18 protein-coding genes and 1 pseudogene are annotated in these 19,597 nt (G+C 68.3%); 8 read left to right on the top strand and 11 right to left on the bottom strand.

Annotated elements, in window-relative coordinates:
* Positions 1–74 precede the first annotated feature (74 nt).
* Positions 75–395, top strand: a complete 321-nt coding sequence (locus NMP03_RS02710; RefSeq protein ID WP_256507008.1) for a hypothetical protein — start codon at positions 75–77, stop codon at positions 393–395.
* A gap of 37 nt (positions 396–432) precedes the next feature.
* Here NMP03_RS02710 and NMP03_RS02705 read toward each other — a convergent pair whose 3' ends face one another.
* Both NMP03_RS02705 and NMP03_RS02700 read right to left on the bottom strand, forming a co-directional pair.
* Positions 433–1,740: a sensor histidine kinase gene (locus tag NMP03_RS02705; protein ID WP_256507007.1), complete on the bottom strand. Its 1,308-nt coding sequence runs from the start codon at positions 1,738–1,740 to the stop codon at positions 433–435.
* 8 nt (positions 1,741–1,748) lie between these two features.
* Entirely contained in the window at positions 1,749–2,480 is a 732-nt protein-coding gene (locus NMP03_RS02700) for a response regulator (protein ID WP_256507006.1), read from the bottom strand.
* 498 nt (positions 2,481–2,978) lie between these two features.
* On the opposite strand from NMP03_RS02700, the gene NMP03_RS02695 reads away from it, so the two are divergent.
* Positions 2,979–3,728, top strand: coding sequence for a winged helix-turn-helix domain-containing protein (locus NMP03_RS02695; RefSeq protein ID WP_256507005.1), 750 nt, complete (start codon positions 2,979–2,981; stop codon positions 3,726–3,728).
* Positions 3,729–3,947: 219 nt separating this feature from the next.
* Here the strand turns inward: NMP03_RS02695 and NMP03_RS02690 are convergent, their stop codons facing one another.
* Positions 3,948–4,541 carry a DNA-3-methyladenine glycosylase gene (locus NMP03_RS02690; RefSeq protein WP_256507004.1) on the bottom strand — a complete coding sequence of 198 codons (594 nt, stop codon included), beginning with the start codon at positions 4,539–4,541 and terminating at the stop codon, positions 3,948–3,950.
* 113 nt (positions 4,542–4,654) lie between these two features.
* Between NMP03_RS02690 and NMP03_RS02685 the strand changes: the two genes are divergently transcribed.
* Positions 4,655–5,404, top strand: coding sequence for a DUF72 domain-containing protein (locus NMP03_RS02685; RefSeq protein ID WP_256507003.1), 750 nt, complete (start codon positions 4,655–4,657; stop codon positions 5,402–5,404).
* Between the two features lie 20 nt (positions 5,405–5,424).
* Here the strand turns inward: NMP03_RS02685 and NMP03_RS02680 are convergent, their stop codons facing one another.
* The 3 genes and pseudogenes from NMP03_RS02680 to NMP03_RS02670 form a co-directional block, all read right to left on the bottom strand.
* Complete coding sequence (locus NMP03_RS02680; RefSeq protein WP_256507002.1) at positions 5,425–6,708, bottom strand: DUF2254 family protein; 1,284 nt, start codon at positions 6,706–6,708, stop codon at positions 5,425–5,427.
* 84 nt (positions 6,709–6,792) lie between these two features.
* Positions 6,793–7,650, bottom strand: coding sequence for a CHAD domain-containing protein (locus tag NMP03_RS02675; RefSeq protein WP_256507986.1), 858 nt, complete (start codon positions 7,648–7,650; stop codon positions 6,793–6,795).
* Between the two features lie 84 nt (positions 7,651–7,734).
* Positions 7,735–8,244 (bottom strand): annotated as a pseudogene (locus tag NMP03_RS02670) (CYTH domain-containing protein); the annotation flags it as partial.
* Positions 8,245–8,405: 161 nt separating this feature from the next.
* On the opposite strand from NMP03_RS02670, the gene NMP03_RS02665 reads away from it, so the two are divergent.
* Together NMP03_RS02665 and NMP03_RS02660 are read left to right on the top strand one after the other, a co-directional pair.
* Positions 8,406–9,425 (top strand): PAS domain S-box protein, encoded by a 1,020-nt coding sequence (locus NMP03_RS02665; protein WP_256507001.1) that lies wholly within the window; start codon positions 8,406–8,408, stop codon positions 9,423–9,425.
* A 27-nt stretch (positions 9,426–9,452) separates the two neighbouring features.
* Positions 9,453–10,760: an NRAMP family divalent metal transporter gene (locus tag NMP03_RS02660; protein WP_256507000.1), complete on the top strand. Its 1,308-nt coding sequence runs from the start codon at positions 9,453–9,455 to the stop codon at positions 10,758–10,760.
* A 3-nt stretch (positions 10,761–10,763) separates the two neighbouring features.
* Here the strand turns inward: NMP03_RS02660 and NMP03_RS02655 are convergent, their stop codons facing one another.
* Positions 10,764–12,092 carry a glycoside hydrolase family 130 protein gene (locus NMP03_RS02655; protein WP_256506999.1) on the bottom strand — a complete coding sequence of 443 codons (1,329 nt, stop codon included), beginning with the start codon at positions 12,090–12,092 and terminating at the stop codon, positions 10,764–10,766.
* A gap of 35 nt (positions 12,093–12,127) precedes the next feature.
* Positions 12,128–12,343 carry a hypothetical protein gene (locus tag NMP03_RS02650; RefSeq protein WP_256506998.1) on the bottom strand — a complete coding sequence of 72 codons (216 nt, stop codon included), beginning with the start codon at positions 12,341–12,343 and terminating at the stop codon, positions 12,128–12,130.
* 139 nt (positions 12,344–12,482) lie between these two features.
* Between NMP03_RS02650 and NMP03_RS02645 the strand changes: the two genes are divergently transcribed.
* On the top strand, positions 12,483–12,938 hold the full coding sequence (locus NMP03_RS02645) for a potassium channel family protein (protein WP_256506997.1): 456 nt from the start codon (positions 12,483–12,485) through the stop codon (positions 12,936–12,938).
* 88 nt (positions 12,939–13,026) lie between these two features.
* Positions 13,027–14,103: an NAD(P)-dependent alcohol dehydrogenase gene (locus tag NMP03_RS02640; RefSeq protein ID WP_256506996.1), complete on the top strand. Its 1,077-nt coding sequence runs from the start codon at positions 13,027–13,029 to the stop codon at positions 14,101–14,103.
* Between the two features lie 85 nt (positions 14,104–14,188).
* On the opposite strand, the gene NMP03_RS02635 is transcribed toward NMP03_RS02640, so the two are convergent.
* From NMP03_RS02635 to NMP03_RS02625, 3 genes are read right to left on the bottom strand one after another with little or no spacing between them, the layout of a single operon-like run.
* The gene (locus NMP03_RS02635; protein ID WP_256506995.1) at positions 14,189–15,748 is read right to left on the bottom strand and encodes a bifunctional aminoglycoside phosphotransferase/ATP-binding protein; all 1,560 of its coding nucleotides are present in this window, start codon (positions 15,746–15,748) and stop codon (positions 14,189–14,191) included.
* A gap of 11 nt (positions 15,749–15,759) precedes the next feature.
* Positions 15,760–15,987: a hypothetical protein gene (locus tag NMP03_RS02630; protein ID WP_256506994.1), complete on the bottom strand. Its 228-nt coding sequence runs from the start codon at positions 15,985–15,987 to the stop codon at positions 15,760–15,762.
* A 38-nt stretch (positions 15,988–16,025) separates the two neighbouring features.
* A complete protein-coding gene (locus tag NMP03_RS02625) occupies positions 16,026–16,736 on the bottom strand; it encodes an NAD(P)H-dependent oxidoreductase (RefSeq protein WP_256506993.1) in 711 nt (236 codons plus the stop codon).
* A gap of 199 nt (positions 16,737–16,935) precedes the next feature.
* Here NMP03_RS02625 and NMP03_RS02620 point away from each other — a divergent pair, with 199 nt between their 5' ends.
* Complete coding sequence (locus NMP03_RS02620) at positions 16,936–19,590, top strand: bifunctional acetate--CoA ligase family protein/GNAT family N-acetyltransferase (RefSeq protein WP_256506992.1); 2,655 nt, start codon at positions 16,936–16,938, stop codon at positions 19,588–19,590.
* The last annotated feature ends 7 nt before the right edge of the window (positions 19,591–19,597 follow it).

Below are 19,597 nucleotides of genomic sequence, written 5' to 3'. Positions count from 1 at the left end.
CCCGCCAAACCAAACACGAAGGGCAAAGCGGTCCGGCCCAGCGACCGCAACGCCAGCAATGAACGGAGAATGCCATGTTCGTGACCACGAAGCTCGAGGCGGCGCAGTCTCCAGAGGCGGCGATCCCCGCCATCGTCGATAACTCGTTCCTCACCGAGATATTCGCCACCGGCACCGCGGGCGTCGCCGATGTCGGCGGGGTGCTGGTGGTGACCTTCGAATGCGCGCGCTGCGATCATTCGCAAGCCGAGCCCGTCATGGAGCGGGTGATCGTCGGCCGCCTCGCCCTGACGGTCGCCGCGGCGCAGGGATTGGTCGTCAATCTCAACGCCTATCTCGAAGATCATGGGCTAAGCCCGTCGCGCGCCGTAGCGGGCGCCGCATCGGTGCAGTAGCCGATCGCCCAGCGTTCTGGAGCGGCGCGGGTGGCAGTCAGATCGGCAGGGTCAATCGCGCGCAAACGCCGCCGCTGCTTTGATTTTCGAGCGTCACGTCGCCGCCATGCGTGCGCGCGACCCCGCGTGCGCTCGAAAGCCCCAACCCGGTCCCCCCGGTGGCGCGGTTGCGCGAATTCTCGATGCGGTAGAAGGGCTCGAACACCCGGACCAGTTGGTCGGGGGCGATCCCCTCGCCTGCATCGCGCACCTCCAATATCGCCGTGTCGTCGCGCGTGGTGAGCGATACGCGGGCCGACGCACCGTAGCGAACCGCGTTGTCGATCAGGTTATCGATCGCGGATTTGAGCCGACCCGGGTCGCCCTCCAGCACCAGCGGCGGTCCGGGCTCGATCGACACCTGTTCGCCCAGGTCGGCATGGGTGTCGACCACACTCTCGGCGATCGACCGAAGATCGAGCCGACGGCGGGTCGCGGTTTGTGTCACGTCGCGCACATAGGCGGTCGCCGCGACCAGCATGTCCTGCATCTCGGCCAGATTGTGCTCGCAGCCCGCGCGCACCGATTCGGGGAGCGTCTCCAGGCCGATCGACAACCGCATCAGCGGCGTCCGCAGGTCGTGCGCGATCGCGCCCAGCATCATCGTTCGATGCTCGACATAGCGCGCCAGCCGCTGCTGCATTTCGTTGAACGCCGCGGCGGCGTCGGCGATCTCGGGCGGCCCATCGACCTTCAGCGGCAACATGTCAGGATTGCGCCCCAGTCGTTCGGCGGCGGCGGCAAACAGCGTGATCGGACGGGCAACCCAGCGCGCGAGCAGCACCGCAAAGGGCACCACCGCGGCAAGCGCGACCAGCAGCCCGAGCAGGCCGCTCCACCGCCAGCTGGCCAGCGCGTTTTCCTTCGGCGCGAAACTGGTCCAGCTCCCATCGCCTTCGCGCCGCGACACGCGGAAATCGCCGATCAGCAAATCGGTGCGGGCGCCCGGCGGAGGTCGTCGGTCGACGCGTTGACGGGGGACAAAACGGAAGGGAAAGGGCGGGCGTCCAAGCCTCACCCTGACATCGTCGGCGCTCGCGCCGATCGCGACCGCGATCGTTCGGGCCAGCCTGGTCGCGCGCGGATCGGCTTCCTGTGTCGGAGGCGGGGCGTTGACCACGACGCGGAACGGGGTGCGGGCGTCGCCGGGCCGGATCATTGCCGTCGCGACCTGTTGCACGGTGAAGATCGGCGGCTCGGGCGGACGAAAGACCAACAACAACAAACCGTTGAGCATCTGGACCGACAGAACGCAGGCGACCATGACCGCCAGCACCCGCCAGAACACCGGCCACCCCGTTGGCAACAGTCGGCTCATTGGCGCGAAACCGCGGGCACCAGCATATAGCCTTCGTTCCGAACCGTGCGGATCAGGTCGTCGCCCGGCGCCCTGAGCTTTCGCCGAAGCCGGCTGATCTGGACGTCGATGGCGCGGTCGAATGCCTCGGAGGTGGGCCCGCGCGCGGCTTCGAGCAGCTGGTCGCGCGACAGGACGCGCCGCGGCCGCTCGACGAGCACCCGAAGGATCGCGAATTCGCCATCGGTCAAATCGATGAGCGTGCCATCGGCATCGAACAGTTCGTGCGCCAGCACGTCCATCCGCCAGCCGTCGAAACGCAGGTAGCGCAGCGTTTCGTTCTCGAACTTCACGCGCGTTCGCAGGGCCGCGCGAACCGTTGCGAGCACTTCGCGCGCGCTGCAAGGCTTCGCCAGATAATAGCTCGCTCCGAGTTCGAGGCCGAGGATCCGATCCTGCTCGTCGCCCAACGCGCTCAGCATCACGATCGGCGGGGTCGGCTGTTGCGACAGGCGGCGACAGATCGAGATGCCGTCCTCACCGGGCATCATCACGTCGAGGATGACCAGGTCTACCGGTACCCGCTGCAGCGTCTGGTCCATCTCGGCCGCATTGGCAGCACCCGACACGCAATAGCCCCAGCTCTCCAGCGCGCTGGTGAGCAACGCGCGAAGCTCGGCGTCGTCGTCGACGATCAGCACATGCGATGGCGCTTCGGCGGCCGCGGGCAACGGCTCGTCTTCAATCATCGACGAGGCCGATGTCGTCAACGCACAAGGCGTCACCATTGCTTTCACGTCCTGGGAAGAGGCGCCCAACATGCGACTGTAGCGAGCGATCGGCCCGGTCAAGGCGAAATTCCCGCACGCCCCGGCGATCGCACGGACAAAAAGGGCGTTGGACATGCCGCGCCAAGGCCCAGGGCCGGCCGGTCTTGGCCAGCGCGCCCAGGGCTTGGCCTTGCTCGTTCGCGACCTGGTTCCAAGCCGCCGCCCGCCATCTCGTCAAACCCGATCCGACTTCAGCGGAGCAGCGCAGGCAACGACATATGATGTTCGATTCCTATGCACCGCTGTCGCATGCCCGACGCGTTTGTCTGGAATGTTTCCGCGACTGGCGCGCTGGGGTAGCGGCTCGCCCCTGCGGGCGCCGGCGATAACGATCGCCCCTTAAGCGCCGGAACGCCGGCACGCAGCGGACATCCAAGCGACAAACGCCAGCAACAGGTGTCGGCGATAGCGGCAACGATGATGCTGGCCAAAAATCCCCTCGCCGCACCGATCAACGGCGCGCGCATCGCCATCGTTTCCCCCGACCGCAACCGCTATGCCAAGTTGAGCGTCCAGCTGGCCGCTGCCGGTTTTGCCGTCGACTATCTGCCGCCTACCCCGTCGACGGTTCGCACGCTGGCATCTTCGACGCCGCCGCTGGTCGTGCTCGACCATCCGGGGCCGGGGACGGCGATGACCAGGGCGTTGCAATCGATCCGGGGGTCGCTGAGCCAACCTTCGGTCATCGTCCTGTCGCCCGTCGGCGACCTCGGCAGCCGTATCGCCTGCTTGGAACTGGGTGCCGACGACTGCGTCGGCAAAAGCTGCAGCGATCGCGAACTCTATGCGAGGATCAACGCGATCTGGCGCCGGCGGACGCCGATTGCGGGTGCGGCGGTGCGACAGGCGGGCAAGATAGGCCGGTTTTCCCGGTGGGAAATCGATTTCATCGAGCAGCTGATGAAGCGGGACACAGTGATCCGGCGCGACTTCACGCCGCTCGACTTTCGCCTGTTGTCGGTGTTGCTGCGGCATGCGCAGAAGGTGGTCGATCGTACGGTGTTCTTCGATGCGCTGGGGATCACCGACGCCGAACGCCGAAAGCGTTCGATCGATGTCGCAATCAGCCGCTTGCGCAAGAAGCTAGAGGCCGAGGGCGAGGAAGTGATCCGGACCGTACACCGGCGCGGGTATCTGTTTCTGCCGATAGTCCAATGGACTGCGTGATCGCTGACGACAGGGCGCGATTCTTGGTTGGGGCGGTTCGACAGCATGGCGCCCTCACCGTCGAACTTCGGGGGGGGGCAGCTTCGACGATGAGGGCGCGACAAACAACGACACTCGGCGCTTGGGCCGCGTCCCGACCTGTCTTGCGCCCCAATATGTCCGGCAAATTTCCGCTGCCATTTGCAGTTCGCAAAAAAGGTGGGGCGGGGCGCCCAGCCTTCACTGCGGGCGGCTGAGGAATTTCGATCCTTTGGCGCTGTAGCGCCAGGGCAGGTCGGTGCCGCGCGTGATGCCGATCCGCGGGCCGGCGGCGATCGGCTGCCGGTGTGCCGCTTCGAAGAGGTCGAAGGGCGGGCGATCGATTCGGGCGTGGTTCACCGACCCGTCGATGCCGAGCGCCTGGCAGAGTCGCCCGGGGCCCGAGCACAGCCGCCGCGCATCGGCCATGCCGCGGCGGCGCGCCATTTCAGCGATACCAATGGTGGGTTCGATAGCGCGGATCAGCACCGCGCTGCCCACCCCCTCGCCTTCGCAGACGAAGTTCAGGCACCAATGAATTCCGTAGCTTCGATAGACATAGGCGCGGCCGGGCGGGCCGAACATCGCGGCGTTGCGCGGGGTCGCGCCCTTGAAGCTGTGCGACGCCGGATCGGTGGTGTCATAGGCTTCGGTTTCGACGATGATCCCGCCGACGCCATCGACGCGCAGTTCGGTGCCGATCAGCGCGCGCGCCACGGTGCTGGCGTCGCGATCGAAGAACGCGGTGGGGATCGCGGCGCCGCGGGGGTTCGGGGCGGATGCTGGCGCTGGCATCGCGCCGCGTAGCATGGCGGCGGCGTCGCCGATACGCGGCTGCGCAGCGATCGCGCCGGAACCCGCGGCGATCCTCGCGAGTCCTTTGTCTCGAAGCTTGGACTGGTTCTCGCATGACGCACCCTGACGCTGCCACACCGATGATGATCGGCACCGCGGGCTGGTCGATCCCGCGCGAGGCGAGCGATGCCTTTGCCGGCGCGGGCAGCCACCTCGAACGCTATGCGCGGGTGATGCCCGCGGCGGAGATCAACTCGTCGTTCCACCGGCCGCACCGCCGCTCGACCTATGCACGCTGGGCAGCGAGCACCCCCGATCGCTTCCGCTTCTCGGTGAAGATCCCCAGGACGATCTCGCACCAGCACAAGCTGGCCGATACCGATGCGCTACTCGATGGGTTTCTGGAGGAAGCGGGCGGGCTCGGCGCGAAGCTGGGCGTGGTCCTGCTCCAATTGCCGCCGAGCCTGGCCTTTGACCCCGCGATCGCCCCCGGCTTCCTCGAAAGCCTGCGCCGCCGGCTCGCACCGCACGTCCATATCACCTGCGAGCCGCGCCACGCGTCGTGGCTCGCCGCCGACGCCGAAGCGTGCCTGGTCGAGCACCGCGTCGCGCGGGTGGCGGCAGATCCGGCGCGGGCCGAGGGCGGCGAGCGCACCGGGGGCTGGCCGGGGCTGCGCTACCACCGCCTCCACGGATCACCCCGCATGTATTATTCGTCCTATGACGATAGCTATCTCGCGGCGCTGGCAGCGACGATGGCCGCGGGCGCCCAGGCGCAGGCGCAGGTGTGGTGCATCTTCGACAACACCGCGTCGGGGGCGGCAACGGGGGATGCGCTGCGGCTTCGCGCGTTGCTCGGCTAGGCGCGCCGAATGACGGCGATTCACCGGGGCAGCGTTTCAGTGCCCGACGCCGCCGATTGCACGCGTACGAGCGCGGCGGCGATGTCGGCGCGGTCGCTGTCGGTTTGCGCGCGCGCGTCGGCATGCTGCGCGAACGCCTCGGCATGCCGCAGCACGAACGCGCGCAGGCTCTGGTCGACCGCCAACGCCGAACAGGCGCGCGCGAACAAGTCGATCATGTGGATCGCGACCGACGGATAGTTTGCCGCCGATTGGCGCAGCGCCTTGAGCGGGCCGTCCATGAACACCGTCACCCGATCGCGCGGCAAGTGCAGCCGCGCGATCCCGGCGGCATCGCACAACCAATCGCCATCTTCACCCTGATCGAACGCGGCAGCGAGCAGGCTGCCCAGCCGATCGCAACACGCGAGCGCGGTGTAGAAATCATTGATGCCGGGCGACAACGCCCGCGCCGCGACCTCGATCAGCAAATTGATCTCGAACGCCGCGCCGCCGCTGTCGGTGCGATAGGGAACATGGCGGATATGCGCAGTCACCCAGGCGCTGCCCGGATCGCCCGCGATCCAGCCGATCGGTTCGCCGGCGATCATATAATCGCCGGGTGTGAGCGAGAGGCTGACATAGGCGTCGCGCGCCGCTGCGGCGTGCACCATCGCGGTCGACGCGATCTCACCGACATAGCCGGTTGCGCTGGCGAGGATCGGCACCTGCGCGCGCCCGGTCGGTGCGGCGCCACCCGCGCGCTTGGGGGGCAGATTGTTCGCGGCATCGCGGCCGAGCCTGGCGATCGAGGTATCGACCTGGACGGTGCGGCCGAGATGATGGAGCGCATTGCTCATCCAGGCGATCGTCAGGATCGTCGCGCCGGCCAGCACGGTGAGCGACACGCGCGGAACGCGCGCCAAGGGTGCGTCGGTATCGACGGCATAGAGCAGGATCAACGACGCGCTCAGCAGCGACAGCAGCAGCCCTAGCGTGAAGCGGATCGTAAAGTCACCGATCCAGCGATCGATCAGCCGCACGCCCAAATTGCTAGCCGCAAGCGTGAGCACCAGCAGCGTGATCGAGAAATACAGCGTCGAAAAGGCGGCGTGGATCGTCACCAGGCCGGTTGCCAGCGTATCGGCCGTGCTAGGCGATATCGCGAAGGGCCAGCCGAGTGCTTCGATCCACAGCGCGCCACCGCGGTCGTCGATCACCAGCAACACACAGGTCACCGCGACCGCCGCGAGGATCATCGCACAGGGCAGCGCCCAGAAATTGCCCCACAACAAATGCCGCCGTACGCCGATCGAATGCTGCATCCGCGTAGCGCTCCCTCATGCACTGGCTGCCCGTTGCACGATGACGCGCGGGCGGCGCGACGGTTCCTGGCGCGGATCGCTGTCTTACCGCCAGTATCGCTTGCGCTCGTGCAACTCGGCGTGCGCGCGCGCTGCTTGTTTCAGCAGCTTGGCGCCATGGCCGCCCTTGGCGAGCGGCGTAGCATCGGGCGCGATGCCCAGCGTCGCGAGCAGCTGCGGCGCGGTCGCGAGATCGTTGAGCGCGCCGAGCTGGTCCTGCAGCGCCTCCAAAGCCGCGACGAACTTGCGGTACCGCCGCCGTTCACGCTTGCGGCCGAACACACTGGCGAAAAAGTCAGAGGCGTAGCGCAGCTTCTTGGCATCCTTGCGCAATTGGTGCCGCGCCTCGTCGTCAACGCTTTCGAGGTGACGCCCGCCCTTCATGACCTTGCGATGGAACCGGTCGAGTGCCCTGCCCGCGGCTTCGCGCACCGGTTCGTCGCGGTCGGGCGCCAGCGCGGGCACGCGCGTCCAATCGCCCGCGAACGTCCAAGCCGCCAGATCGAGCATCAGCGTGCGGACGCGCGGCGAGCCGAGCACCTGCTCGACGCGCGCATAGGCCGCGTCGCGCGCCGCGGCGAGCCGGTCGTGCAGCCCGCCCGGCCCGACCCGATCGAGCAGCACGTCGAGGTTGCGTGCATCGCCCAGTTCGCCAGCCAGCCAGCGCAATTCGGCCGCCAGGTGCGCCTGGGTGGCGCCCGCGACGATCGGCTTGAAGGTCGCGAAGGCCGATCGCAGTCGGCGCAGCGCCACCCTCGCCTGGTGCAGCGCCGCCGGATTGCGCCCTGCCTGGAGCAGCGCTTCGTTGAGCCGGAACTGGCGGATGCTGGCCTGGACGATCCGGCCGAACGCCTGCGCGGCGGTGGCGGCGCCAGGCAGCACCACCGGCCCCGCCTTCACCATCGCCGGCGCCTCAGCCGACAGCCGATAGCCGCGCTCGGCCTTGCTGAGCACCTCGAGCCGAACGGGTGCGACCGCGTCGACGCGGCGCGCGAGCGCGAACAAGGCGGCGGGATCGCCCTGTTTGAGCTCGAGTTCGAGTTCGCAGATCGGCGTTATCCGCTCGCCCGCCACCGCCTCGCCGCGGTCGAGCGCCACTTCGATGACAGCGCCGTCCTGTTCGACGATCGATCGGTGGCGTTCGATCAGCACGTCGAAGATCGGCGCGATGGCGTCGGTTGCCTAGCCGAGCGCAGCAGCCACCGGGGTCCGGTCGTCGAGCACCGGGGTGTCGCCGTCGACCGGAAACTCCCATTCGGCGCGCGCGAACAGCCCACCGGTGCTCGCGCCATCGGCCTTCACCGTCTGCACCCAGCCGCCGCGCGCATGGCGGACCCGCAGCGACAGCCCGGCCTTCGCGAGAGCAAGATCGGGGGTGTCGAAATAGATCGAACGCTGCGCCAAGATCTCGGCACTACCCGGCCAAAGCCCGCTGGCTTCGATCAAATCGGCTGCCCGCAGCGTCAGCTCAAGCTTCAGTTCGATTTCGTCGCCCATGCGCCCCTCTTCGCCCGCGCTGATTTGGCTGGAACACCACCCGAACGCCGCCGGAAGACGATGGTAGGACAATATAGATCAAGCGTCGACATTCGACTTTTCGTTGCCGATACGGCATAGTGCAGTTCCAAGGTCAGGCTCCTTGGCCAAGGGCGGTAACCGTGTCCGACTCGCTTGTTTCCGCGCCGCTGCCGGCTCTGGAGAGCGTCGATGTCATGGCGCTTGTCGCCGATGCAGTGATCTGCGCCGACGAAGAGGGTCGCATCCTGCTGTTCAACCAGGCCGCCGAACGCGCCTTTGGCTATGCGGCCATCGAAATCATCGGCCAGCCGATCGAAATATTGCTTCCCGAGCGTAACCGCGCCGAGCATGCGCGCCAGGTATTTTCCTTCGCGCAGGGAAACGGCCCCGCGAGCGGGTTCATGGGAAAGCGCCGCGAGGTCAAAGGCCGGCGCAAGGATGGCGAGGAGTTTCCCGCCGAAGCGATGGTGTCGCGCCACCGCATCGCCGGCCGGACGGTGCTGACCGTCGTCCATCGCGACATCACCGAACGCAAGGCGATCGAGGAACGCAACGATGCGATCGCGCGCGAACTCGATCACCGGACGCGCAACGTGCTTTCGGTCGTCAAGGCGCTGGTCTCGCTCAGCGCGCAATGCGCCGCCGATGTCGGTGAATTCAAGGAATCGTTGCTCGGACGGGTGAATGCGCTGGCCGCCACGCAGGCGGTACTGGGATTCGGGGCGCAACAGAGCACGCGGTTCGACGCGCTTCTGTGGGCCGAGCTCGAGCAGTTCCGCACCGCCGACGGGACCAACATCGTCGTCGACGGCCCGGCGATACTGGTCGGCGCGCGCGCCGCACAAACGCTGGCGCTGGTCTTTCACGAGCTTGCGACCAATTCGTCCAAATATGGCGCGCTGAGCGCCACGAGCGGGCACGTCTCTATCACCACCGCCTTCAGCGCCGATGGCAGCCACTACGAGATCGAATGGCGCGAAACCGGCGGGCCACCGGTCACCCCGCCGACGCGCCAGGGGTTCGGCACCACCTTCATCCAGCAGATCACCAAGGCCACCTTTCGCACCGACGTGATCCTCGAATATCCCCGCGAGGGTGCCGTGTGCCGGATGATATTGCCGCGCGCGAAGGTGGAAGCGGCCCCGCGAGCCAATGATTGAACGCCCCCGCCGCGCAGCGGGCGCGGCGTGACCGAGCTCCCGGTCGCAATCGCCGCTGAATCGACCCAGCCCGACGATTCCCCACCGCCGCGCATAGGCTTCCTGCGCACGCTCGGCCCCGGGCTCGTCACCGGCGCGGCCGACGACGACCCCAGCGGGATCGGCACGCACAGCCAGATCGGCGCGCAATTCGGCTATGGCCTCGCTTGGACCTTCGTCCTCAGCTTCCCGCTGATGGTGGTGATCCAGCAGGTCGCCGCCGAGATCGGCCGGGTCACCGGCGGCGGCATCGCCCAGAATCTGCGGCGCCACTACCCGCGGCCGGTGCTGTGGACGATGGTGGTGCTGCTGCTGATCGCCAATATCGTCAACCTGGGGGCCGATCTCAGCGCCATGGGCGCGGCGATGGTGCTGCTGACCGGCGGGAACGCGGTTGCCTATACGCTGTTGTTCGGCGTGGTCTGCGTCGCGCTCGAAGTGTGGCTGAGCTATCCGCGCTACGCCGCGATCCTCAAATGGACGACGCTGTCGCTGTTCGCCTATGTCGGCGTGGTCATGGTCGCGGGGGTGCCGTGGGGCCGCGCGCTCACCGCGCTGGTGGTGCCCGAACTGCAATGGAACGCAGCCTATGCGACCGCGGTCGTGGCGATCCTGGGCACCACGATCAGCCCCTATCTGTTCTTCTGGCAGGCGGGCCAGGAGATCGAAGAGCAGCGCCGCCATCACGCCAAGCCACTGTGCATCGCCCCGCGCGAGGCCGGCCCCGAACTCCGGCGCATTCGCACCGACACGCTGGTGGGAATGGCGTTCAGCTCGATCGTATCGTTGGCGATCGTGTTCGCGACCGCCGCGACGCTCAATGCCAACGGCATCACCGACATCACCACCTCGGCCCAGGCGGCCGAGGCGCTGCGCCCGATCGCCGGTGATCTCGCCTTTGCGATGTTCGCGCTGGGGATCATCGGCACCGGGTTGCTCGCGGTGCCGATCCTGGCGGGATCGGCCGCCTATGCGGTGACCGAGATGGTGGGCAAGGCCGGAAGCCTCGACGCCAAGCCGCTCAAGGCGCGGCTGTTCTACGCGACGATCGCGCTAACCACGCTGGCGGGCGCGGCGCTGACGTCGGTCGCGGTCGATCCGGTGCGCGCGCTGTACTGGGCGGCGGTGGTCAATGGCGTGCTCGCCGCGCCGCTGATGGCGATGATGATGCTGATCGTCCGCAACAAGCGCGCGATGGGGCGGCTGACGCTGTCGCCGATTGCGACGCTGATGGGGTGGATCGCCACGCTGGTGATGGCGGCGGCATCGGCGCTGTTCTTCGCCTTCACGCTGTAGCGGCTATGCCATCCCCGCCAGCAACGCGTCGAGCGGCACCGTCGCGAAGGCGGTGAAGGAATCGGCGACGCCATAGGGCAGCCACAGCGCGCGGCCGAGCACGATCGCGCCGCAGCTATAGACGACATTGGGCACATAACCCTCGCGCGTGTCGTTGCTCGGACGGATCAGCGGCCGCGTCGATCGTGCGATCAGCTTCGACGGATCGTGCTTGTCGAGCAGGCACGCGCCCAGGCAATAATTGCGGATCGGCCCGACGCCATGGGTGATGACCAGCCAGCCCTCGTCGATCTCGATCGGCGAGCCGCAATTGCCGATCTGGATGAACTCCCACGGCCACTGCGGCGACACAATCACGCTGCCGCGGTCCCAGCGATACAGGTCGTCCGATTTGAGCAGCCAGATATTCTCGTGATCGTGGCGCCCCAGCATCGCATATTGCCCGTCGAGCCTGCGTGGGAACAGCGCCATGCCCTTGCTGGCGCTGAGGCCGCCGCGCAGCGCGTCGAGCTCGAAGGTCACGAAATCGTCGGTGCGCAGCAGCTCCTGCCGCACGGTTTCGCCGCTGAAGGCGGTGTAGGTGCCGAGATAGGTGGCGCGCCCGTCATCGTCGGTGAAACGAACCAGCCGCAGATCCTCGATCCCATGACGCTGCTGGAAGCTGATCGGGAAGATGACGACCTGCGCGATATCGCCGGCGGGGCCGTAATCGAGCCCGAGCGCAGGATCGTCGGGCCGATCGCCGGCGATGCGATCGATGACCGGCGAGGTCGCCCAGCGATCGAGCGGGTCGACGGCGATGGTGCCTTGCGCGCTGATCTGGCCGGTCCGGAAGCTGACCGACGACACATGTCCCTCCCCCACCCCGCGCAGCGACAGCACGAAGCGCAGTGCCCCCGGCTCCACCCCGCTTTGGTCGGGATGCGCGACGATGCTGGGGTTAAAGAGCGCGACCGCCTCGAACGCATATTCCTCGGCAAAATAGGCCCCCGCCAGCAGCGCCTGGCCGGGGCTGACACTGCGTCCGGCGAGGAAGCGATCGGCCATCTCCTCGAACCGTCGCTGCAGCAGCCGTTCGACGTCGCGGTGGCGGGTGGCGAGGCTGGTCACCACCCAATCGAGCTCGGCGTCGAGGCCTGCGCTATCGAGCGCGAGCACATGCCGCAGGATATGTTCGACGCGCGATCCATCGCGCGGGTCTGCATCGATCGCGCTCTCGGCGGGAACGAAGGGCCGCAACACGACGCGCGCGGGCGCCGGGCACAGTTCGAGGTCGATCCGCGTCATCAGATCGGCGTCGATCGGATCGCTGCGCGGGGTTACCGCGGGCATCGGGCGCGGGCCATCGCTACCCGGCCCCCCACGCGCTAGCGTCCGTCGTCGCCGAACGCGGGGATTTCGGGCGTCGACCGCGGCGGTTGTTCGAACGCCGGCGCAGGGGCCATGCTTAGGGGCTCCTCGGTCGGCACTTCGTTCGGGCGGGCGGTCGCGGGCATTTCGGGCCGGCCATGCGGGTCGATCGTGTCGGGCGGCGGTTCGCACGGTCGTATCGCGATCGTCAGCTTGCGGCGGATTTCGGTCATCGGCGCATCTCCTTCCCACGCACCCCGGCATAGCGCGCGGCGAAGCGGCGGGCGCTAGGTAATGCTCCCAATGCGCGCAGCGCGGCGCTACGTAGATCGCCGCATCGTTGGCGGCGCTGTGTTCGCGCATAGTGGCGCGATGACCTTGCCCGCCCAGCTCGTTTTGGCCTCGTTGATGGTCACCTTCACGATCGGCGTCCACCTTGGCGGGCTGGCGGCGCTGCTCAGCCTGCTGCGCCGGCATCACGCCGGGCGGCCCGCTGCCTATGTCCTGCTGCACGACAGCGTCGGTATCCTTGCGGCGGCGTTCGGGCTGTTCGCGCTGCATGCGATCGAGATCTGGGCCTATGCGATGCTCTACGCTGCTACGGGGGCACTCGGATCGTTCGAGGAAGCGCTGTATTTCTCGACCTCGACCTACACCACGATCGGCTATGGCGATGTCGTGCTGCCCCCCGGCTGGCGGGTGTTCGGGGCGATCGAGGGCGCCAACGGCATCATCCTGCTCGGCTGGTCGACTGCCTTCTTCTTCGCGGTGGTCAGCCGCATTTGGCTGCTTGAGCTCGAGCTCGAAACCCGAGCCAAGGACGACTGAAGCGCAAACGCCGGCGCGGCCCTAGGGACATTCCGTAGCGACGCGCCCGGCCCGGCACGCGAAAAGCCTTTCAAAAGAGGAGCAAGCCATGGCCGACAAGATGCGCGCGACGATCTTCCTCGAACCCGGGCGGATCGTGCTCGGCGAAAAGCCGATCCCGCATATCGGCCCGCTCGACGCGCTGGTGCGCATTACCACCACGACGATCTGCGGCACCGACGTCCATATCCTCAAGGGCGAATATCCCGTCGCGTCGGGGCTCACCATCGGCCACGAGCCGGTCGGGGTGATCGAGAAGCTGGGCTCGGCGGTGCTCGGCTATGAAGAGGGGCAGCGGGTGATCGCCGGCGCCATCACCCCGTCGGGCTGGTCGAACGCCTCGCTCGACGGCTGCCATTCGCAATGCGGGCGCGACGGGCCGCACGGGTTCAAGCCGCTGGGCGGCTGGCGTTTCGGCAACACCATCGACGGCGCGCAGGCCGAATATCTGCTCGTTCCCGATGCGATGGCCAATCTCGCGCCGATCCCCGACGGGCTGACCGACGAGCAGGTGCTGATGTGCCCCGATATCCTGTCGACCGGCTTCGGCGGCGCCGAGGCGGGCAAGATCCGGATCGGCGACACCGTCGCGGTGTTCGCGCAGGGTCCGATCGGCCTGTGCGCCACCGCCGGCGCACGCGCGATGGGCGCGGCCGAGATCATCGCAGTCGAAAGCCTGCCCGCGCGCGCGGCGATCTCGCGCAAGATGGGCGCCGATCATGTCGTCGACTTTACGCACGAAGACCCGGTCAGCGAGATCATGCGGATCACCCGCGGACGCGGCGTCGACGTCGCGATCGAGGCGCTGGGCCGGCAACAGACCTTCGAATGGGCGCTGCGATGCCTGCGGCCCGGCGGCACGCTGTCGTCGCTGGGCGTCTATTCCGAAGACCTGCGAATCCCGCTCGACGCCTTTGCCGCGGGGCTCGGCGATCATCGCATCGTCACGACCCTGTGCCCCGGCGGCAAGGAACGGATGCGGCGGCTGATGGCGGCGGTGGCGGGCGGCAGGGTCGATACCGCCGCCCTGGTCACGCATCATTTCGGGCTCGACGATATCGAGACCGCCTATGACCTGTTCGCGCACCAGCGCGACGGGGTGCTCAAGGTGGCGATCCGGCCGTGACGCGCGCGCGCGCCACGGACGCCGAGGCTTTGATCCACGGCGACCCGGTGGCGCCGCCGGCATGTCGCTCCGCCGCGCGCTTCGTTCAACGGCCCGCCGGCGGTGCCTGCAACGTGGCAAGCGCCGCGCCGACAACGCTGTGCGCCGGGCCGCCAGCTGCGATTCGCCGCCAGGTCCCGAGCGATCCGATCGCGCGGCGCGACTGAATCCGCGCCACCCGCGCATCGGCATCGGAGGCATCGCCGCGGCGCGCGGTGACGCGCTCGATCCGGACTGCTTCGCTGGCTTCGAGCCATAGGCCGTTAAACGCCACCCCGGCCTCGGTCGCCACCGCTCGTACCGCTTGCCGCTCCGCCGGCAACAGGAACGCGGCATCGGCGATCACGCTCGCCCCTTCGGCGAGGAGCGCCTGCGCCCGGATGCCGAGCGCGCGATAGACCGCGGCGGCGCTGTCGGGGGTGTAGTGATCGGCGGGCAGCGGGGTTTCGGGCGCAACCCCGGCGATCCGCTTGCGCAGCACGTCCGAGCGCAGGATCCGCGCCCCGGGCGCCGCGCCGATGCTGCCGCCGAGCCCGCGCGCGACCGTCGATTTGCCGGTGCCCGATCGCCCGCCGATCGCCACCAGCCGCGGTACCGCAGGCGCGAGAAAGCTGGCCGCGAGCCGCAGATAGTCGCGCGCCAGCGCACGATCGTCTTCGCCCGCCGATCGCTCGCTGCGCGCCGCGGCGACGTGCGCGCGAATCGTCGCGCGAAGCGACAGGAACAGCGGCATCGCGGCAATCCCGTCCGCATCGTCGCCCGACAGGTCGCAATAGCGATTGTAGAGGGCGTTGGCCGCATCGGCCTGACCGCGATGCCACAGGTCCATCAGCAGGAACGCCAGATCGTACAGCGTGTCGATCGTCGCCAGCTCAGGATCGAATTCGAGACAGTCGAAGGGCGTCGGCTCGCCATCGATCATCGCGACATTGGCGAGATGCAGGTCGCCATGCCCGTGGCGCACCCGGCCGCGACGCGCGCGCGCATCGAGCCGGTCGGCGACCTTACACAGCGCGCTGCGCTGGGCCGACAACAGGCTGGTGACCTCGGTCCGATCGAACGCGCCGGGATAACGATCGAGCGCCGCCGCATTGCCCGCAATCACGCGTTCGATCCGCGGAGCGCCAGCGGGATCGGCGCTGATCGCGGCGGCCGCGTGGAAGGCGTGTACGTGCTCGGCGAGCCGCGCCATCAGCCCGGGGTCGATCGGCCCCTGGCGTGCGCGGTCGTCGAGCAACGCATCATCGTCGAACCGGCGCATTTCGAGCAGCCAATCGACCGCCTCGCCCGCGCCGTCGATTGCGAGTGTACCTTCGCCCTCACGCGTGATCGGATGCACCGCGAGGTACAGATCGGGGGCGAGGCGACGATTGAGGCGGAGTTCGGCCTCGAGCGCCGCCTTGCGTAGCGGCGCGGTCGAGAAATCCAGATAGTCGAACCGCACCGGCTGCTTGAGTTTCCAGGCGCGGTCGTGCGTCAGGAATACGCTGGCGGCATGGGTATCGATACGGCGGACGGCGGCGCCTTCGCCGAAGGCACCGCTTTGCAGAAGCGCGCCGATGTCGGCGGCGGGGGCGCGCGACGCCGCCGGCTGCGCGTGGGGCACCCGCGGCAACCTCAGGCGAACAAGGCGCGTTCGTCGTCGCGCTCGATAGGGTCGGGGACCGGAAGTTGGTGATCAAACCGCCCGGCCCAATTGCGCGGGAAGGCAAGCAGCCCCGGCGCCATCGCCATCGTCCACCATTGGGTCGCGAACATATATTGCAGATGCTGCGCCGCGGCTGCCGCCTGCAGCATCTGGTTTGGCCATGCTTCGATCAACGACGGATCGGGATTGTGGGGCATCAAAACCTCGCTAGATGGACGTTGAGGGAAGCCTTGGCTCATGCGGCGCCCGCCGATGCGGGACCGGTCGAGCGCTGCATCAGGTGCTGCGCATAATGCTGGTGCCGCGCCTGCAGCAGCAGCGCGCACATCGCGCGGGTCTTTTCGCGGACCACCGCCAGCGCCTCGTTCGCCGCGCGCGGATCGAGCCCGTCGACGATCGAATCGAAATGGACATGGTCGCTTCGCACCATCCCGAAGATCGTCGCGAGATAGGTATCGAACGCGCGTCGCAGCGCCAGCCATTGGCCCTGCTCCTCGAGCCAGCAGCGGGTCGAGGCCGAAGTGCTGAACATCATCAGCCGCTTTCCGTGCAACGCCGAGTCGATACTGCCCTCCTTGATGCTGCGCGCGACGAAGCCCGCACCGAACACGCGATCGACATAGCCTTTGATGATCGCCGGCGGCATGCCGAACCAGATCGGGTAGATCAACGTCACGATCGCGCTGTCGGCGAGGTAGCCAAGCTCCTGCTTGACGTCACGCGGAAGCCGGGTGCGCGCCGCACCGCGCCGTTCGCCCGGGTTCAGCAGCGGATCGAAGCCGATCGCGTACAGATCGCGAAGCTCGGCCCGCTGCCCGCATTGGCGCACCGTCTCGCAATAGGTCCGTGCGACCGAATGGTTGAAGCTTCCCGCCGTTGGATGGCCGAGCACCACCAGATGCTGGATCGGCACCGAGACGCCGGGATCAGGGGGCGACTCGGTCACCGTCGGTCTCCCGTCAAAACCACCAAAACTGCAATCGCCTTATAGGGCATGAGTCGCTCCTTCCGGGTCTCGAAGGCTCAGCGTATCGCGTAGGGGAGCGGCGGCTATCCGGTTCAATACTAATGGCGGCGACGCGGCATAAGGCGTCGAGTGGGACCAAGCGCTTGGCAACCATGCCGGTGACGCAGGAACCGCCAAGATGACCATTCGCAACCTTGGACCGCTCTTCCAGCCGCGCAGCGTGGCGGTCATCGGCGGGTCGAGCCGGCCCGGATCGCTGGGCGAGCGGATCCTGAGCAACATCCTCGACGGCGGCTATGGCGACACCGTCTATGCGGTGAACCCCAACCGCGTCGATCGCGACGATGCGCGCTGGGTGCGCTCGGTCGACGCGCTGCCCGAGACCGTCGACCTGGCGGTGATCGTCACCCCCGCGGCGACGGTACCGGGGATCGTCGCCGAGCTGGGCGCGCAGGGCACCAAGGCGGCGGTGGTCGTGTCGGCGGGGCTCGCCGACGCCGAATCGCGGGCGGCGTTGCTCGACGCCGCGCGGCCGCATCTGATGCGGATCGTCGGGCCCAATTGCCTGGGCGTGCTGCTGCCCTATGCCAAGCTCAACGCATCGTTCGCGCCGCGCTTCGCCGCGCCGGGGCGGCTGGGCTTCCTCTCGCAAAGCGGCGCGCTGATCACCGCGATGCTCGATTGGGCCGCCGATCGGCATATCGGCTTTTCGAGCGTCGTGTCGGTCGGCGACATGGCCGATGTCGATTTCGGCGACCTGATCGACATGCTCGCCGCCGATCCGCACACCGATGCGATCCTGCTGTATGTCGAGGGCATCACCAATCCCGCCAAGTTCATGTCCGCCGCGCGCGCCGCGTCGCGGATCAAGCCGGTGATCGCGATCAAGGCGGGGCGAACGCAGGCCGCAGGCGCCGCGGCGCGATCGCACACCGGGGCGCTGGTGGGATCGTACGACGTCCACGCCGCGGCGTTCGAGCGCGCCGGGATCGTGCTGGTCGACAGCCTGACCGAGCTGTTCGATGCCGCGCAGATGCTGTGCTGCTATCCTACGGCCAAGGGTGGCCGGCTGGGGATCGTCACCAATGGCGGCGGCGCGGGCGTGCTCGCCGCCGATGCGCTGACGACGATCGGCGGCGCGCTCGCGGTGCTGGCGCCCGACACCGTCGTGGCGCTCGACCCCGCGATGCCCGATCAATGGTCGCGCGCCAATCCGATCGACATCATCGGCGATGCGTCGGCTGCGCGGTTTGCCGACGCGACGCGCGCGGCGCTGGCCGATCCGGGGATCGACGTGCTGCTGGTGATCCACTGCCCGACCGCGGCGGCGACCGGGGCGGACGTCGCGCAGGCGGTGCTATCGGTGCTCGCCGAAGCACCCAAGGGACGCAAGAAGCCCGTCATCGCCTGCTGGATGGGTCCCGCCAACAGCGCATCGGTGCGCTTCGCCTTTGCAGCGGCAGGGGTGCCGTTGTTCGACACGATCGACGATGCGGTGAGCGGCTTCGGCTATCTACTACAGGCGGGGGTGGCGCGCAGCGCGTTGCTGCAGGCGCCGGCGCGGGTGATGCGTCCCGAAGGCGATCGCGCGTGCGCGCGCGCGCTGATCGTCGGCGCGCAGGCCGAAGCACGCACGATGCTCACCGCGACCGAAACCAAGACGCTGCTCGCAGCCTATGGCGTGCCGACGATCGCGTCGCGGCTCGCGCGCACCCCCGAGGCGGTGGCGGCGGCGTGCGCGGGAACGACCGGCCCCTGGGCGCTCAAGCTGGTGTCACCCGACATCAGCCACAAATCCGAGGTCGGCGGCGTGGTGCTGGGGCTGGCGACCGCGACCGCCGCGACCGCGGCGGCGATCCAGATGGCGGCTTCGGTCGCGCGGTCGAACCCGCATGCCAAGATCATCGGCTTCGAGATCGAACCGATGCTCGACCTGCGGGGCGCGCAGGAATTGCTGGTCGGGATCGCCGAGGATCCGACCTTCGGCCCGGTGCTGGCGTTCGGCGCGGGCGGAAAGGCGGTCGAGCTGCTGCGCGATCGCGCGCTGGGGCTGCCCCCGCTCGACGACCGGCTGGCGCGCGACATGATCGCGCGGACGCGGATCGCGCGGCTGCTGGCAGGCTATCGCGACGTCCCCGCGGTCGATATCGACGCGGTCGCCGGCACGCTCGATGCGCTGTCGGCGATCGCGGTCGATTTTCCCGACATCATCGAGCTCGACATCAATCCTTTGGTGGCGACCGCCAACGGCGTCGTCGCGCTCGATGCGCGCGCGCGCATCGCGCCCGCGCCGCGTGCCTCGCGGCTGGTGATCCGCCCCGTGCCGGTCGAATGGTCGGCCGACCTGGTGACGCGCAGCGGGCTCAAGCTGCATGTCCGCCCGGTGCGTCCCGACGACGAAGCGCGGCTGACGACCCTGTTCGACAATGTCGCGCCCGACGATCTGCGCTTCCGCTTCCTCACCGGCATCCGCCATGCCGGGCACGACCGGATCGTCGCGATGACGCAGATCGACTATGCGCGCACGATGCATTTCCTGGCGTTCGCGGGCGACGTGCTGGTCGCCAGCGCGATGCTGGCGAGCGAGCCAGATCGCGTGCGCGGCGAGCTCGCGATCGCCACCCATGCCGGGTACAAGAATCGCGGCGTCAGCTGGACATTGGTCGAGCATGTCATGGCCTATGCTGCCGCCGAGGGGCTGCACGTCATCGAATCGGTCGAGAGCCGCGAAAACCAGGCGGCGCTGGCGCTGGAACGCGAGGCGGCGTTCGCGATCGTCCCCGGATCGGAAAGCGCGAGCGAAGTGACGGTGCGCAGGTCGATCGGCGGCTGATCCGCGC

This window comes from Sphingomonas qomolangmaensis, from assembly GCF_024496245.1.
Lineage (GTDB): Bacteria > Pseudomonadota > Alphaproteobacteria > Sphingomonadales > Sphingomonadaceae > Sphingomonas > Sphingomonas qomolangmaensis.
This window is presented reverse-complemented; position numbering and strand designations above follow the sequence as displayed.